The 15,877-nt window shown below is 72.4% G+C and carries 13 protein-coding genes; 8 read left to right on the top strand and 5 right to left on the bottom strand.

From position 1 onward, the window contains the following. Positions 1-16: 16 nt before the first annotated feature. Complete coding sequence (locus ACIP9H_RS35555; protein WP_401963167.1) at positions 17-385, top strand: signal peptidase I; 369 nt, start codon at positions 17-19, stop codon at positions 383-385. Positions 386-400: 15 nt separating this feature from the next. Here ACIP9H_RS35555 and ACIP9H_RS35550 read toward each other — a convergent pair whose 3' ends face one another. Further along, entirely contained in the window at positions 401-1,708 is a 1,308-nt protein-coding gene (locus tag ACIP9H_RS35550; protein ID WP_401963165.1) for a ThuA domain-containing protein, read from the bottom strand. A gap of 588 nt (positions 1,709-2,296) precedes the next feature. On the opposite strand from ACIP9H_RS35550, the gene ACIP9H_RS35545 reads away from it, so the two are divergent. From ACIP9H_RS35545 to ACIP9H_RS35520, 6 genes are all read left to right on the top strand, one after another. Continuing rightward, a complete protein-coding gene (locus ACIP9H_RS35545) occupies positions 2,297-4,522 on the top strand; it encodes an RICIN domain-containing protein (RefSeq protein ID WP_401963163.1) in 2,226 nt (741 codons plus the stop codon). A gap of 288 nt (positions 4,523-4,810) precedes the next feature. Continuing rightward, positions 4,811-6,235, top strand: a complete 1,425-nt coding sequence (locus tag ACIP9H_RS35540; protein WP_401594831.1) for a ricin-type beta-trefoil lectin domain protein — start codon at positions 4,811-4,813, stop codon at positions 6,233-6,235. A 70-nt stretch (positions 6,236-6,305) separates the two neighbouring features. After that, the gene (locus tag ACIP9H_RS35535) at positions 6,306-7,031 is read left to right on the top strand and encodes a pyridoxal 5'-phosphate synthase (protein ID WP_401594833.1); all 726 of its coding nucleotides are present in this window, start codon (positions 6,306-6,308) and stop codon (positions 7,029-7,031) included. Positions 7,032-7,120: 89 nt separating this feature from the next. Further along, on the top strand, positions 7,121-7,687 hold the full coding sequence (locus ACIP9H_RS35530; RefSeq protein ID WP_401594836.1) for a Clp protease N-terminal domain-containing protein: 567 nt from the start codon (positions 7,121-7,123) through the stop codon (positions 7,685-7,687). Between the two features lie 12 nt (positions 7,688-7,699). Beyond that, entirely contained in the window at positions 7,700-8,692 is a 993-nt protein-coding gene (locus tag ACIP9H_RS35525; RefSeq protein WP_401594839.1) for an EamA family transporter, read from the top strand. 166 nt (positions 8,693-8,858) lie between these two features. Beyond that, on the top strand, positions 8,859-9,833 hold the full coding sequence (locus ACIP9H_RS35520) for a DMT family transporter (protein ID WP_401594842.1): 975 nt from the start codon (positions 8,859-8,861) through the stop codon (positions 9,831-9,833). On the opposite strand, the gene ACIP9H_RS35515 is transcribed toward ACIP9H_RS35520, so the two are convergent. Then, entirely contained in the window at positions 9,767-10,459 is a 693-nt protein-coding gene (locus tag ACIP9H_RS35515) for an alpha/beta fold hydrolase (RefSeq protein WP_401594845.1), read from the bottom strand. The two genes, ACIP9H_RS35520 and ACIP9H_RS35515, sit on opposite strands and share 67 nt — an antisense overlap. Before the next feature lie 175 nt (positions 10,460-10,634). On the opposite strand from ACIP9H_RS35515, the gene ACIP9H_RS35510 reads away from it, so the two are divergent. After that, positions 10,635-12,233, top strand: coding sequence for a phytoene desaturase family protein (locus tag ACIP9H_RS35510; RefSeq protein WP_401594847.1), 1,599 nt, complete (start codon positions 10,635-10,637; stop codon positions 12,231-12,233). Positions 12,234-12,286: 53 nt separating this feature from the next. On the opposite strand, the gene ACIP9H_RS35505 is transcribed toward ACIP9H_RS35510, so the two are convergent. From ACIP9H_RS35505 to ACIP9H_RS35495, 3 genes are all read right to left on the bottom strand, one after another. Next, positions 12,287-13,162, bottom strand: coding sequence for a geranyl diphosphate 2-C-methyltransferase (locus tag ACIP9H_RS35505; protein WP_401594849.1), 876 nt, complete (start codon positions 13,160-13,162; stop codon positions 12,287-12,289). 84 nt (positions 13,163-13,246) lie between these two features. After that, positions 13,247-14,305: a family 2 encapsulin nanocompartment cargo protein terpene cyclase gene (locus ACIP9H_RS35500; protein ID WP_401594852.1), complete on the bottom strand. Its 1,059-nt coding sequence runs from the start codon at positions 14,303-14,305 to the stop codon at positions 13,247-13,249. Between the two features lie 32 nt (positions 14,306-14,337). Further along, positions 14,338-15,780, bottom strand: coding sequence for a family 2B encapsulin nanocompartment shell protein (locus tag ACIP9H_RS35495; protein WP_401963159.1), 1,443 nt, complete (start codon positions 15,778-15,780; stop codon positions 14,338-14,340). Positions 15,781-15,877 lie beyond the last annotated feature (97 nt).

Here is a 15,877-nt window from a genome sequence, read left to right as displayed (position 1 = left end):
ATGTTAGCGTCCGGCCATGGACGACAGCGTGTACGTGGGCAACGCGGGCCGGGACGCGGCCTTGGACCGCGGATGGCTCCTGGGCCACTTCAAGGAGGCCGGCGACCCCCGGCACAGCACGGACGTGGAGATCAAGTGGGGGGTGCACCCGAAGGGCGACGAGCGCGCGGCGTGGGTGCGAGGTGAGGCCCGCACGGCCCTGCTGGTGCTGATCAGCGGGCGGTTCCGGGTCGAGCTGCCGGGGCGCACCGTGGTGCTCGCCGAGCAGGGCGACTACGTGGTGTGGGGGCGCGGGGTGGACCACTCCTGGCACGCGGAGGAGGAGTCCGTCGTGCTGACGGTGCGCTGGCCGTCCGTACCCGGTTACGGGGTACGGACGGCCTGACGCGACCGCCCGGTGTCAGGACCGGGCGGTCAGCTGGAAGGACTGCGCGGCGGTGCCGTTGCAGGTGTACTGCTGCATGCGCGCGGCGTCCGCGGTGGACGCCGACGGCACGTCGAGGCACTTGCCGCTGTTGCGGTTGACGAAGTGGAAGGTGCCGCCGGTCTCCTCCACCGGCAGCCACTGCTGGTTGGCGCCGCCCGAGTACGACCAGAGCTGGATCTTGGCGGCGTCGGCGGTGGAGACGTCGGTGACGTCCCATGACTTGGTCGCGTCGTTGCGGTTGTTGATGCGGTAGTAGCCGCCACTGGTCGCCTGGAACTGCCAGTCCTGCGCGGTGGTGCCGTTGCAGGTGTACTGCTGCACGGCGGTGCCGTTGGCGGTGGCCGCCGCGGCGGCGTCCACGCACTTGCCGCTGTGCTTGGCGGCGACGGTCGCCCAGCCGCTGGGCAGGGTGCCGGTGGGCGGTGTCGGGTCGCCGGTGGAGCCGGTGCCGAGCCACTTGAGGCCGTCGAGCAGGAAGGTGTTCTGGGTGGCGCTCGCGAAGGTCGACGACAGTCCGGTGTTCGTGTCGTAGTTCATCGCGTTGTGGCCGAAGTTGGCGTACAGCATCCGGTACTTGTTGTTGGTCCACAGGATCGGGTAGTAGCCGCTGTACCAGGACTGGTTGGGGTCCGTGCCCAGCGGGAAGCTGACCGGGTCGACGGACGCCAGGATGTCGATGTCCGGGTTGGTGCGCAGGTCGTTGCTCCAGCTGTACCACTCGCTGACGGCCGAGGTGAACGTCGCGGGCAGGTGCACGGTCGAGGGGTGGGTGCGGTCCTCGACGCGCAGCACGGCGGTGGTGGGGCCCCAAGTGTTCGTGGCGAAGTTCCCACTGCCCAGGAACTGGTTGTAGTACCAGGGCCAGCTGGACGCGCTGGTCGTGAACGCCGAGACGTGGAAGCCCAGCCAGCCGCCGCCGCCGCGCATGTAGGACTCGAAGCCGGCGCGCTGGGCGGCCGTCTGCGGTGCGTCGTCGAGGAAGAGGACGACCTGGTACTGCTTCAGCGCGTTGCTGTCGGCCAGCAGGTTCCAGTTGTTGGTCGAGGTGTACGTGAAGCCGTTGGCGGCGGCCTGCTGCGGGAACCAGCGGTTGGCCTCGCCGACGAAGTTGATGTGGGCCGCGTCGTAGGTGCCGTTGTAGAAGGCGATCACCTTGAACGGGGTGGCGGCCGCGGCGCCGTGGCCGGTGACGGCGGGGGCGGCGGTGACGCCGAGGAGCACGGCGAGCAGCAGTAACAGCCGGCCGGCGGCGCGCCGGCCTGCGGTGGTGAGAGCGGTCATGGGGGGTCCTTCCCGTGTCGGCGTGCGTGGGTGGGGGCGCCGGTGAGGGTGAAGGGCGGGGCACGGCGTTGAACGGTGGCGCGGTGGGGGGATCCGTGGGGAGACCTTTGTCAACGTTGTGATTTAAGGAGTGAAAGAAGGTCCCCGTCAAGACTTTGGTACAGACCAGTCGGTGCGGTACCGGTCGCGGGCGCCGGAGCCGCGCGTGACGCCGCGCGGGGGTCTGTCTTCAAGTGTTGATCAGCGTGCGCCGACGGCCGGCGCTGCCGGGGGACCCCCGGGTGCCCGGTGTTTGGGCTGCTCAAACACCGCGTGTGCGGGGGGAGTCGAGTCTTTACCACGGATCGGCGCGAGTTCGGAATCCGTAGCGCCACCTCTTGACGTGTCCCTTCCATGAGCCTAACTTCACGCCGTGAAGAAAGGTTGTCCAGACCTTTCAGCCGCTGTCGCAGCCGGACGTTGCCCGTCCGGTGAAGCCCGTGTCAGTTCTTCGCACCCCGCACAGCACCTCACACTCCTGCATGCCGCCGCCCGATTCGGCATGCCCGCCCCCCACGGCGCCGCGCCCCGCGCGGCACAGGAGCATCCATGAGAATCCTCGGAGCACCGTCTCCGGACGCCCCCGGCCGCAGCCGGATCCGGCGCCGCGTCATACCGTTCGCCCTCGGCGCGCTGGTCGCCTCGGGCCTGTCCGCCGTCGTACTCGCCCCCCAGGCCCAGGCCGCCGTCCCCACCGGCTGGGTGACGGTCGCCGCCAAGCACAGCGGCAAGTGTGTCGACGCGGCCGCGGCGGCCACCGCCAACGGCACCGCCGTGCAGCAGTACGCCTGCAACGGCACCACCGCGCAGCAGTGGCAGTTCCAGGCCACGAGCGACGGATACGTGCGGGTCAACAACCGCAACGACGCGACCAAGTCGTGGGACGTCACCGACGTCTCCACCGCCGACGGCGCCCCGATCCAGCTCTGGTCCTACTCCAGCGGCGCCAACCAGCAGTGGCTGCCGGTGGAGGAGACCGGCGGCACCTTCCACTTCGTCAACCGCAACAGCGGCAAGTGCCTCGACGTGCCGTCGGCGTCCACCGCGGACGCCGCGCGCATGCAGCAGTACACCTGCAACGGCACCGCCGCCCAGTCCTTCAGCCTCGGGTCCACCGACGGCCCGCAGAACCCGCCGGGCACCCCCGACTTCGGCCCCAACGTCTCCGTCTTCGACCCGTCGATGTCCTCGGCCTCCATCCAGAGCAGGCTCAGCCAGGTCTTCGGCCAGCAGGAGTCCAACCAGTTCGGCTCGCAGCGCTACGCCCTGCTGTTCAAGCCGGGCAGCTACAACGTCGATGCCAACGTCGGCTTCTACACCCAGGTCGCGGGCCTCGGTCTGTCGCCGGACGACGTCACCATCAACGGCGCGGTCCACGCCGAGGCCGACTGGTTCCAGGGCAACGCCACCCAGAACTTCTGGCGTTCGGCCGAGAACCTCTCCGTCAACCCGTCGAGCGGCACCGACCGCTGGGCGGTCTCGCAGGCGGCCCCGTACCGGCGCATGCACGTCCGCGGCAACCTGCAGCTGGACGACGGCGGCTGGTCGAGCGGCGGTCTGATCGCCGACTCCAAGATCGACGGACAGGTGCGCTCCGGCTCGCAGCAGCAGTGGCTGTCGCGCAACAGCCAGTGGGGCAGCTGGACCGGTTCCAACTGGAACATGGTCTTCGTCGGGGACGTCAACGCACCCGCGAACACCTTCCCGAACCCGCCCTACACCACGGTCGCGCAGTCCCCGGTGACGCGTGAGAAGCCGTTCCTGTACGTGGACTCGGCCGGTGCCTACCAGGTCTTCGTCCCGGCGCTGCGCACCAACACCCAGGGCACGAGCTGGGCGGGCGGCAGCCCGGCGGGCAGCTCGCTGCCGATCGACCAGTTCTTCATCGTCAAGCCCGGCGCCACCGCGACCGACATCAACGGCGCGCTCGCCCAGGGCAAGAACCTGCTGTTCACGCCGGGCGTCTACCACCTCAACCAGACGCTCAACATCAACCGGGCCGACACCGTGGTGCTGGGCCTGGGCCTGGCGACCATCGTCCCGGACAACGGCATCACGGCCGTCAACGTGGCCGATGTGGACGGCGTGAAGATCGCCGGTCTGCTGATCGACGCCGGCACGACCAACTCGCAGACATTGATGCAGGTCGGCCCGGCCGGCTCCGCCGCGCGGCACACCGCCGACCCGACCTCGCTGCACGACGTGTTCTTCCGCATCGGCGGCGCGGGCGTCGGCAAGGCCACGCAGAGCCTGGTGGTCAACAGCTCCGACGTCATCGGCGACCACATGTGGCTGTGGCGCGCCGACCACGGCAGCGGCGTCGGCTGGACCAGCAACACCGCCACCAACGGCCTGATCGTCAACGGCACCAACGTGACGATGTACGGCCTGTTCGTGGAGCACTACCAGCAGCACCAGGTGATCTGGAACGGCAACGGCGGCCGCACGTACTTCTTCCAGAACGAGATGCCGTACGACCCGCCCAACCAGGGCTCCTGGATGAACGGTTCGGTGCGCGGCTACGACGCCTACAAGGTCAGCCCCTCCGTCACCAGCCACGAGGCATGGGGCCTGGGCAGCTACTGCTACTTCAACGTCAACCCGTCCGTGGTCGCCGACCGCGCCTTCGAGGCGCCGGCCGTGTCCGGGGTCCGCTTCCACGACATGGTGACCGTCTCGCTCGGCGGCACCGGCACCATCAGCCACGTGATCAACAACACCGGAGGACCGTCCAACTCCGGTACCAACGTGGCCAACCTGGTCTCGGGTCCCTAGCCAGGAGGGACCCGGCCGAGGCGGGGCCGCCGTGCGCACGGCGGCGGCGGCCCCGCTCCCCGGCGCGCCCGCGTCCACCCGGCGGTGCCCTGACGGCCCGTGGATTCCCACGGGCGCAGGGGGTTGACGCGGAGCTGGTCTAGTCCATACCGTCATCGGCCATCAGCTGTTCATGTAGTGGGGTGTTGTTCACCTACATGAACAGCTGGCAAGCCCCCCACGCCGTCCCCGCGGCGCACCACCCCCCACAGCGCGCACCCCACCCGCGCCCACGACAGGAGTCGTCCTGTGCTGAAGACCGCCGTCAGAGCCCTCGCAGCCGCCCCCGCCGTCCTGGCCATGGCCGCCACCGCCGTCGTCGCCACCGGCGGCTCGGCGAGCGCCGCCGCCAACCCCGGCCCCGGCTTCCCCGCCCAGTACGCCGCGCCGTACGTCGAGACCTGGAACTCGCCCTCGGCGATGGCCAACGCCCGCAACGCCACCGGCCTGAAGTACTTCACGCTGGCCTTCGTCATCGACGGCGGCGGCTGCAACGCCATGTTCAACGGCGACACACCGGTCACCGACGCCGGCTGGACCTCGGCGATCAACTCCCTGCGGTCCGCCGGCGGCGACGTCATCGCCTCCTTCGGCGGCGCCTCCGGCACCGAGATCGGCGTCTCCTGTACGAGCGTGGCCTCGCTGAAGGCGCAGTACAAGAAGGTCGTCGACGCCCTCAACCTGACCCGCATCGACCTCGACGTCGAGGGCGGCCAGCTCGACAACACCGCTGCCAACGACCGCCGCAACAAGGCGCTGGCCCAGCTCCAGCAGGAGTACGCCGCCGCCGGCCGCAAGCTCGACGTGCAGTACACGCTCCCGGTCAACCCGACCGGCCTGGAGTCCAACTCGATCAGCCTGCTGAACAACGCCAAGAGCAACGGGCTGAACGTCAACCTCGTCAACATCATGACGATGGACTACGGACCGGCCATGGACATGGGCAAGGCCGCCACCGACGCCGCCACCGCGCTGCGCAACCAGCTCGGCGCGATCTGGACCACCAAGACCGACGCGCAGCTGTGGGCGATGGAGGGCAACACCCCGATGATCGGGGTCAACGACACCACCGCCGAGACCTTCAGCACCGGCAACGCCACCACGCTCGCCAACTTCGCCAAGTCCAAGGGCATCCAGGAACTCGCCTTCTGGGCGGTCGGCCGCGACAAGGCCTGCGCCACCAACGGCCAGCTGTCCGACTCCTGCAGCGGCACCCCGCAGAGCGCCTGGCAGTTCTCCAGCATCTTCAACACCGTCACCGGAGGCGGCACGACCCCGCCGCCCACCGGCTCCACCGGACAGATCACCGGCCTCGGCGGCAAGTGCGTCGACGTCGCCGCCGCGAGCAGCGCCAACGGCACCGCCGTCCAGATGTACGACTGCAACGGCACCACCGCCCAGCAGTGGACCGTGGGCACCGACGGCACCATCCGCGCCCTCGGCAAGTGCATGGACCTCACCGCGGCCGGCACCGCCAACGGCACCAAGGTGCAGCTGTACGACTGCAACGGCACCGGCGCCCAGGTCTGGCAGCGCGGCACCGGCGACACCCTGGTGAACCCCGCGTCCGGCAAGTGCCTCGACGTCACGGACAAGTCGACGGCCAACGCGGCCCGGCTGCAGATCTGGACCTGCGCCGGCGGCACCAACCAGCAGTTCCACCTCCCGGCCTGACAGGGGGACAGGCGCGCGGCCGCCCGGTGCACCGTGTGTGCGCCGGGCGGTGGCGTGTGAGGATCACGACGTGACCGACGACAAGCCCGGCGTCCGCGGCGAGACCGGCCAGGACGACCCCGTGACCGCCGACTCCCTGCGCGAACGCATGCGTTCCGCCCCCGTGCTGGCGGGCCCGCTCCCCGGCTTCGACCCGGCCGGCGCCGGGCCCGCGCCCGGACCGGTGTTCGCCCGCTGGTTGGCCCGCGCCCTGGACGACGGGGTGCCGGAGCCGCATGTCATGACCCTTGCCACGGCAGGTGCCGACGGCCGCCCCTCGGCCCGGGTGCTCCTGCTGCGCGGCGTCGACGTCGAGCGCTGCGCCTTCGACTTCGCCTCCGAGGCGGTCAGCCGGAAAGGCCGCGACCTGGCGGAGCGCCCGTACGCCGCGCTCACCTGGTACTGGCCCCGGCACGGCCGGCAGATCAGGGTGGCAGGGCCGGTGGAGATCCTGGACCGGGACACCGCACGCCGTGACTTCCTCGGCCGCCGCGAGCCCTCCAGGGCCGCCGGTTTCACCGGCGTGATGAGCGCGCCGCTGGACGGCCCGGAGGCGTACGAGGAGGCCAGGCGGCGCGCCACCGCGCACATCGCCGCCGCCCCGGAGGACGTCCCCGAGGGGCACACCGTCTACCGGCTCGCCGCCGACGAGGCCGAGTTCTGGCAGGCCGGACCCGCGGGCCGCCACATCCGGCTGCGCTACGCACGCGATCCGGCGGCGCCCGGGGTCTGGACGCGGGGTCTGCTCTGGCCCTGAGACGCCGGCCGCCGCCGTCATCCCTCAGGAGGACCGGTCGCCCGCGTGTGCCCACCCGCGGGAGGAGTGACGAATGGCCCCGCGCGCCGATGCCGCGCGACGGCAGAACTGATGGGGTGGGAACCGTGCACAGGGACGACTTGCGGCTCACGGTGGAGCTGCGCTCCGTGACCGCCGGGGCGCGGCGCCGCGCGGTGCGCGACGGCGACGACCGCGTCGACACCGCGCATCTGCTGCACTCCCTGCTGGAGAACGACCCGCGGGCCCGCGAGGCGGTCGACGGAGCGGCGGGCGGCGGGCAGGCGGCCCGCGTCCTGGGCTACCTCGTGCAGCGCAGCATCGGTTACGGCATGCGGTGGCGCGACGCCGTCGAGGACTCCGGCGCCCTGTCCGTGCTCACCCCCCTCGGCGCGCCCGGCTGGAGCCCGGCGGCCACCACGGCGATCGGCGCCGCGGTCGCCCGCGCCCATGAACGCGGTGTGGCGCAGGCCGACGGCGGCGACCTGCTGGCGGCACTGCTGGCCGACCCCGCCTGCCGGGCCGTGGAGGTGCTGCGCGCCGCCGGAGTGGACCCCGAACGGCTGCCGGCGCGTCCACCGGCCCAACGCGCCGGTGACGACAGTCGCTACTGGGGTGACGGTCCTGTCGTGAGCTGACATCATGGCCCGATGCATGTGTCTCAGGGGAGGAACACCGGGCTCGGACTCGCGCTCGTCTCGGCGTTCGCGTTCGGTGGTTCGGGGGTCGCGGCCAAGCCGCTGATCGAGGCGGGGCTGGACCCGCTGCACGTGGTCTGGCTGCGCGTGGCCGGCGCCGCGCTCATCATGCTGCCCGTCGTCCTGCGCCACCGCACCCTGCTGCTGCGCCGCCCCGCGGTGCTGGCCGGCTTCGGGCTGCTCGGTGTCGCGGGTGTGCAGGCCTTCTACTTCGCGGCCATATCGCGCATCCCCGTCGGCGTCGCGATCCTCGTGGAGTTCCTTGGCCCCGCGCTGCTGCTCGGCTGGGTGCGCTTCGTGCAGCGCAAGGCGGTCAGCAGGGCCGCGGCCGTCGGCGTGGTGCTCGCCGTGGGCGGCATGGCCGCCGTGGTCGAGGTGTGGTCGGGGCTGGCCTTCGACCCGCTGGGCCTCGCGCTCGCCTTCGGGGCCGCCTGCTGCCAGGTCAGCTACTTCGTCCTGGCCGACCACGGCAGCGACGGCGAGGACGCCCCCGACCCCGTCGCCGTGATCGCGTACGGGCTGCTCATCGGCGCCCTCGTCCTGACCGTCACCTCCCGCCCCTGGCGGATGGACTGGACCGTGCTCACCCACCGCGCCGACATGGGCGAGGTGTCCGTGCCCGCGCTGCTGCTCGTCGGCTGGATCGTGCTGGTGGCCACCGTCGTCGCCTACCTCACCGGCGTGCTCGCCGTGCGGCGGCTGTCGCCGCAGGTCGCCGGTGTCGTCGCCTGCCTGGAAGCGGTCGTCGGCACGGTCCTCGCCTGGATCCTGCTCGACGAGCACCTGGGCGTCCCGCAGGTCCTCGGCGGCGTCCTCGTCCTCGCGGGCGCCTTCGTCGCCCAGACCGCGAAGAAGCGCGGGGCGACGACCGTGGTCGCCGCCGCGGTCCCGGCGGCCGGCGAGGACGCCGCCGACGCGCCCCAGGACACGGCGCGGCTCGTATAGGGTCGGTGCCGTGCGACACACCGTTCTCCCCCCGCCGCCCGCCGCTTAAGGCGGACGGCGCACCCACGGAAGACCCGGCCCGGGCACGTCCCCGGGCAGGTGGCCGCTGCCCGCACACGGGAGCCCACGACCACCTCATTCCTTCCGCGGGAGCACCCTCGTGTCCATGTCCCCTGCCCTGCCGGTCCGGCGGGGCCTGCTCTACGTCACCCTCGCCGCCACCGCGTGGGGCACCGCGGGCGCCGCCGCCTCCGTGCTGTACGACCGCACCGGGCTCGGCCCCTTCGCCCTCACCTTCTGGCGCTCGGTCGGCGGCTGCGTGCTGCTGCTCGCCGCCCGCGCGGCCCCGGGCGCGACTCGGCCGCGCCGCCCCGGCGCGCGCACGCTGCTCATCGGTCTCGGGCTGACGGTCTTTCAGACCGCGTACTTCATGGCCGTCGCCGCCACCGGCCTCGCCGTCGCCACGGTCGTCACCCTTGGATCCGGGCCCGTGCTCATCGCGCTCGGCGAGCGGCTGTGGACCGGCGAACGCATCGGCCGCGGCGGCGCCTGGGGCGTCACCGCGGCCCTGGCCGGACTCGCCGTCATCGTTCTGGGCGGAGGCGGCGACGCGACCGTGCGCCCGGGCGGCGTCGCCCTCGCGCTGGCCTCCGGGGCGGGCTACGCCGCCGTCACCCTGCTGACCCGGCACGCCGCCCGCCGCGGGCAGGCCGAGGACCCCGCGTCGGCGTCGCTGTGGTCCTTCGCGGTCTGCGCCTCGGTGGTGTTGCCGCTCGCCGCGGCCGAGGGGCCGCTGCCGCGCCACGACGCGCTGACCGTCGCGCTGCCGCTGCTGCTGTACGTCGCCGCGGTGCCCACCGCGCTCGCGTACGGGCTGTACTTCGCGGGCGCGGCGGTCCTGCGGCCGGCCACGGTCTCGGTGATCGCCCTCATCGAGCCCGTCTCGGCCACGGTGGTCGCGATCGCGGTCCTCGGCGAGCGGCCGGGGCCCGCGACCGTGCTGGGCACGGCGATCCTGCTGGCCGCGGTCGCGGGCATGGGGGCGGCCGAGACCCGGCGGCCGTCGGCGGCCGGTCAGCGGCCGGCGTCGAAGGTGATCAGCGCGGCCAGCTCGGCGGGTGCCGACAGGAAGGGGGAGTGACTCCACGCGCGCCGGTGCGACCGCTCGGCGCGCAGGGCCATCGTCTCCTGGAAGGCCGGAGCCAGCGCGTTGTCGTCCTCGCAGACGATGTAGCTGGAGGGCACCGACTTCCACCCGGCTTCGGTGAGCGGCTCGCTGAAGGACTTCAGGGTGTGCGGCGTCAGCCGGGCGGCGGCGCGGTCGGCGTCCTGCGGGGCGACGCCACCGTAGAGGACGCCGCCCGCATCCTCGGGCGGGGGCACGGTGCCGCCGGCGCCGGGGGTGAGCTGCCCCTTGCTCACTGCGGCGAGCGAGACACCCTCGTCGACCAGGAAAGCGGCCAGGTACACCAGGCGGGAGACGTTGGACGCGTGCGCGGCGGCCTCCGTGACGGGCAGGCCGCCGTAGGAGTGCGCCAGGACGGTCACCGGGCCGTCGAGGGCCGCGAGCCGCTCGCGGACGGCGCGCGCGTCGTCGTACATCCCGGCGTTGTCCGCGGGGTCGGCGGACGCGCTCGGCAGGTCCACGGTGGCCGCACGCCATCCCAGCGCGGTGAGCTCGGGAACGAGCGCCTCCCAGCACCAGGCCCCGTGCCAGGCGCCGTGGACCAGGAGGATCGCGGGCTTGCTGAGGTCTTCGGTGGTCATCGATCGGCTTTCGTGAACGGCTGTGTCAACGAGTGTGGCGCGCCCGGACGCCGGACGCAGAGGAACGGGGCGTCGCGCGCTCCGCCCCACCGCCGCCCCCGCTGTCCGGGTGCGGCGCCGTGACGGGGCGTGCAGGCTGGAGGCCTCGCCCCAGCGACGAACCCGAGGAGCACTGATGCCCCGCACGGTCGATGCCGTCGTCGTCGGTTCCGGTGTGAACGGCCTCGTCGCCGCCACCGAACTGGCCAAGGAGGGCTGGTCGGTGGCCCTGGTGGAAGGGGGCGAGCGGCTGGGCGGCTTCCTCGCCACCGAGGAGCGGACCGTCCCCGGCTTCCTGCACGACACCTATGCCTCGTGGCAGCCGCTCTTCGTGTCCGGACCGGCCTACGCCGCCCTCGGGGAGGATCTGCACCGGCACGGTCTGGAGTTCCGCAACACCGACGGCTTCGTCACGGGCACCGTCGCCGACGACGGCCGCGCCGTCCTCGCCCACCGCGACGCCGTGGTGACGGCGGAGGCGTTCGCCCGCGCCGAGGACCGCGCCGCCTACCTCGCCATGCTGCGCCGGTTCCTCGACAACGCCGACGCCATCGGCGGCATGCTCGGCGGAGAACCCCGCTCGCCGGGGATGCTGAAGAACATCGCGAAGATGGTGCGCCGGGAACGGTTCACCGGCACCGAGGCCTGGCTGCGCGCCGCGCTCACCAGTGGCCGCTCGTACTGCCGCAGTACGTTCCACGGCGACGAGGCGGACCTGCTGTGGACGCCGTGGCTGCTGCACACGGGCCTGTGCCCGGACCACGCCGGCGGCGGCCTTCTCCTGCCCGTGGTGGCGTCCTCGCTGCACGGCTTCGGCCTGCCGGTGGTGGCGGGCGGCGTCCGCAACCTCGTCCGCGCCTTCGAGACGCTGCTCGCCGAGATGGGCGTCGACGTCCGCACCGGGCAGCCGGTGCGGCGGCTGCTCGTGACCGGCGGCCGCGTCACCGGGGTGATCAGCGGTGACGAGACCATCCACGCGCGCCGCGCCGTCCTCGCCTCGGTGACCCCGACCGCGCTGTACGGGGAGCTGCTGCCGCAGGACGTCCCGCTGCCGCCCGCGGTCCGCGGGCAGGCGCGGCGCTACCGCTACGGCCGCGCCGCGATGCAGATCCACGTCGCGCTCTCCGCCCCGCCCGGCTGGCGGGACGACCGCCTGGCCGGGCTGCCGGTGCTGCACCTGAGCGACGGGTCCGCGAGCACGGGAATGGCGTGCGCGGAGGCCGAGGCCGGGCTGCTGCCGCGCAGGCCCACGGTGGTCGTCGGCCAGCAGTACGTGCTCGACCCGTCGCGGGTGCCGCAGGGTGCCGCGGCCCTGTGGATCCAGCTCCAGGAACTGCCCTACGCGCCGGTCGGCGACGCGGCCGGTGAACTGGACGTCACCGGCGGCTGGACGAAGTCCCTGACCGAGGGCTACGTCGACCGGGTGCTGGAGCGCATCGCCCGGCACGCACCCGACCTGCCCGGCAAGGTGGTCGCCTGGGACGCCGTCACCCCCTCCGACCTGGCCGCGTACAACCCCAACGCGGTGGCCGGCGACCCGTACGGGGGCTCGGCGGAACTCGACCAGAGCCTGCTGTGGCGCCCGCTGCCCAGTGCGCCCCGGCACGCCACGCCCGTACCCGGGCTGTGGCACATCGGCTCCTCCACCCACCCCGGACCCGGCCTCGGCGGCGGCTCGGGACACCTCGCGGCCCGGCAACTCGTCCGCGGCGCGCGTCGCCGCGTCCGTCGTTGACCCGCCGGGGCGCGGCGGGTCGACGACGGACGCTCATCCTTCCTGATGGATTGTCAGACGCGGTCGGCCGCGATCAGCAGGTACTGGAAGCTGCCGTTCTTGTAGGCCGTCACGAACGCGTCCTCGATGCCCGTGACCAAGTGGTCCGCCTCACTGCGCAGTTCCCAGTACGGGAGGGTGGCGGGGGTCAGGTCCTCGACGTGGACCGGGACCAGCCGGTTGCGGGCCATGGCCCGGAAGTACTCCGAGCGGGGGTGGATGTCGCAGATGTAGTGGGCGTTGATGAGGGAGACCTCGCGCGAGGCGCGCCCGTACGTGTCGTTGTAGCAGCCGGTGATCACCACGTACCGACCGCCGCGGCGCAGCAGCCGGGCGTGCTCGGCGAAGAGCAGGTCGAGCTCGACGTACATGGTGGACTCGTTGTTCCACGAGGCCGCGTACCCGCCGGTGGCGAGCCCGGTGTCGAGCATGTTGCGGTGGTGGTAGCGCACCTTGGCGTCGATGCCGCGCTGCCGGGCCTGGTCGTTGGCGAAGTCGGCCTGCTTGGCCGAGATGGTCACGCCGTCGGTGTGGCACCCGTACCGCTGGTGCGCGACCACGCTGCCGCCGCCCCGCCCGCATCCGGCGTCGAAGACCCGGTCCTCCGGTGACAGCGGTCCGAGACGGGAGGCGAGGAGTTCCGCCTGAGCCTGTTCCAGCCGGTGCAGTTCACGGGTGATCAGCTCGCGGCGCAGGCCCGGGTCCGGCTCGTCCAGCACCGAGCGGTCGGCGTCGCCGATGCCGTAGTGGTGGTGGTACAGGTCGTCGAGCTTGCCGAGTTCGAGATTGACCGGGTTCTCCTCGGCGTTCCAGTAGTCCGCGACGCGGCTCTGGTACGTGGACTGCGTCGGGAGCGAGACGGACGTGGTGCCGGGGTGCACAGTGGTCAACGGTGACTCCTTGCTTGGGACATCCGATGGTCAGGCAGTGGTCGGACAGCGGTCGGCGCCGGATGGCCGGCGCCGACCGGGCGCCTACCAGTAGTGCGGCAGGTGGTAGCGGTGGGTGTTGGTGGCGTGCCACTCGTGGTTGCCGGACACCCAGTCGGCCAGACCCTGGGCGTAGCGCTCGATCAGCGGCGAGGCGGCGGACACCGCCGCGGACTCCCTCTCGAACGCCTCCATGATCTGGTTGTGGATCTCGACGCTGCGGAGATAGGCGGCCTTGAGGCCGCACTTCTCGTTCGCGGCGACCACTTGGGGCAGATTGAGGTGGTCGGGATCGCTGGCCAGCTCCTTGGTGAAGGAGTACAGGTCGTTGACGATCGTCGTGGCGTTGCAGGCCAGCGCGGTGATCCGCTGGACCTCCGGCCGGGCGTACAGCGGCTCGGGCAGTTCGTAGCCGTCCACCGCGTCGACGATCGACAGGCAGGGGCGGAAGTTGTTGAACTGCCGCATCACCAGGTACTCCCAGACCTCGGGCATGTGCCGTGTCTGCGCCCAGGAGGCCTCGGCGAGGTAGCCCAGGTGCAGCCGGGCGGCATCGTGCACGAACCTGTTCGTCTGGCTCGGGGTGGCGAGGACCGCGTAGTCCCGCAGCGCGCAGTGGTAGGCGCGCAGCGGATCGCCGGCGTCGACGGCGCTCCGCCACTGCGCCTCGTGCTCCGGGGTGCTGTGCAGGGGGTCGAGGGCGGACTGCGCGACGACCAGCCTGCCGCCCAGATGGCGCCGGGACGCCCCCTTGCCCTCGTCCTCCTCGCAGTAGCAGCTGTCGACGATGTTCTCGGCGAGCAGCAGTTTGCCCGCGGCGGTGAGCCGTTCCAGGTCGGCCGCCGCGGGGTGCTGCAGGGTCACGGCGCGGCCGCACTGGAACTGCGCGAAGTCCCCGCTCCACTCGGGAGGGAAGAGGTCCAGTTCGCGGGCCCAGGTCTCCACCCGCCGGTCGACCTCCGCCGACTTCTCCGGGTCGGCCGGGACGGCGGGACGGTGTCTCAGCCCGGGAATCGCGCCGTGGCGGCGGGCCGCCGTGGCCGGCGCGGGGTGGGGCGGGCCCGGCATGGTGAAGCCGGCGGCGGTGTTCGCGGACGTGCTCATCGATGTGTGCTCCACCGGGTCGTCAGGGCGGGTCAGTCCGCGGTCCGGCCGAGCTGGACGTTCTCCAGGATCCCGGCCGCGTCGGGGACGAGGATGGCCATCGAGTAGTAGGCGGTGAGCAGGTACTTGGCGACGGCGGCCTCGTCGATGCCCATGAACCGCACGTTCAGCCCCGGCTGGTACTCCTCGGGGATGCCGGTCTGGTACAGGCCGACCACCCCCTGGTCCGCCTCGCCGGTGCGCAGCGCGATGATGCTGCTGGTCTGGTCGTCGGAGACGGGGATCTTGCCGCACGGGAAGATCGGGACGCCGCGCCAGGCGGGGACCTCGTGCCCGTTCACCTCGGCCGTGCCCGGGGTGAGACCGCGCCGGTTGCACTGCCGGAAGAAGGCGGTGATCGCCTTCGGATGGGCCAGGAACAGCCGTGTCTTGCGGCGCATCGACAGCAGCTCGTCCATGTCGTCGGGGGTCGGCGGCCCGGTGAAGGTGCTGATGCGCTGACCGTGGTCGACGTTGCTCAGCAGGCCGAACTCCCGGTTGTTGACCAGCTCCCACTCCTGCCGCTCGCGGATCTCCTCCACCGTGAGCCGGATCTGCTGCCGGGTCTGGTCCATGGGGCCGTTGTAGAGGTCGGCGACCCGGGTGTGCACCCGCAGCACGCTCTGGGTCAGGGAGAGTTCGTACTCGCGCGGCCGCAGCTCGTAGTCGACGAACCCGCCCGGCAGCGCCGGCTCACCGCTGTGGCCGGCCCGCACCGGCACGTCCGCCTCACCCTTGCGGTTCGCCGGCAGCCGCTGCCGCTCCGCGTACGCCGCCAGGTGGGCGGCCAGCGACGGCACGCGGTCCGCGAACTCCCTCCCCGCGGGCGAGGGCAGCGCGAGCACCACCCCCGCCGTCTCCGCCCGCACGGAGTGCGGCCACAGCGGGTCGGGTGTGGTGAGGGACTCGTCGCCCATCGGGGTGCCGTCCGTGAGGACGCCGAGCGCCGCCTCGTCCCCGTACCGGCCGGCGGCGAAGCGCGTGAAGCGGCCGCGGACGACGAGGTACACCTCCGTGACGGGCTGCCCCGCCTCGGCGAGGACCTGCCCGGGAGCGACCTCCCGGGGCGTGAAGCGGCCCGCGAGCTCCTGGAGGACGTCGAGGTCCGGGTAGCCGCGCAGCGCCGGCAGTTCGGTCAGGGTCCTGGGGATCACCCTGATGTCGTCAGCGCCGTTGTGCTCGAAGTCCACCCGGCCGCGCCCGGCGCGCAGTTGCAGTCGCCGGTTGACCCGGTAGGTGCCGCTCCTGACATCCACCCACGGCAGCATCCGCACCAGCCACCGCGAGGAGATGGCCTCCATCTGGGGCTCGGACTTGGCCGTGTCCGCCAGCCGGCGCGCGGCACGGGTGCCGAGACTGGTGGGCAGGCGGTCCGCGGGCGGGTCGAGTACGGATCCGTCGGTGCCGGGACCGGCGGCGCTGTCGGGTACGGGCACGAGGCCTCCAGAGGAGTCAGCGGTGTGCGAACGGACAGGCGGAACACCCACGTCACCACTGACGCCGGGCGGCACCTGCGGCCACACCAGCCAACAG

The organism is Streptomyces sp. NPDC088732 (assembly GCF_044751205.1).
Lineage (GTDB): Bacteria > Actinomycetota > Actinomycetes > Streptomycetales > Streptomycetaceae > Actinacidiphila.
This window is presented reverse-complemented; position numbering and strand designations above follow the sequence as displayed.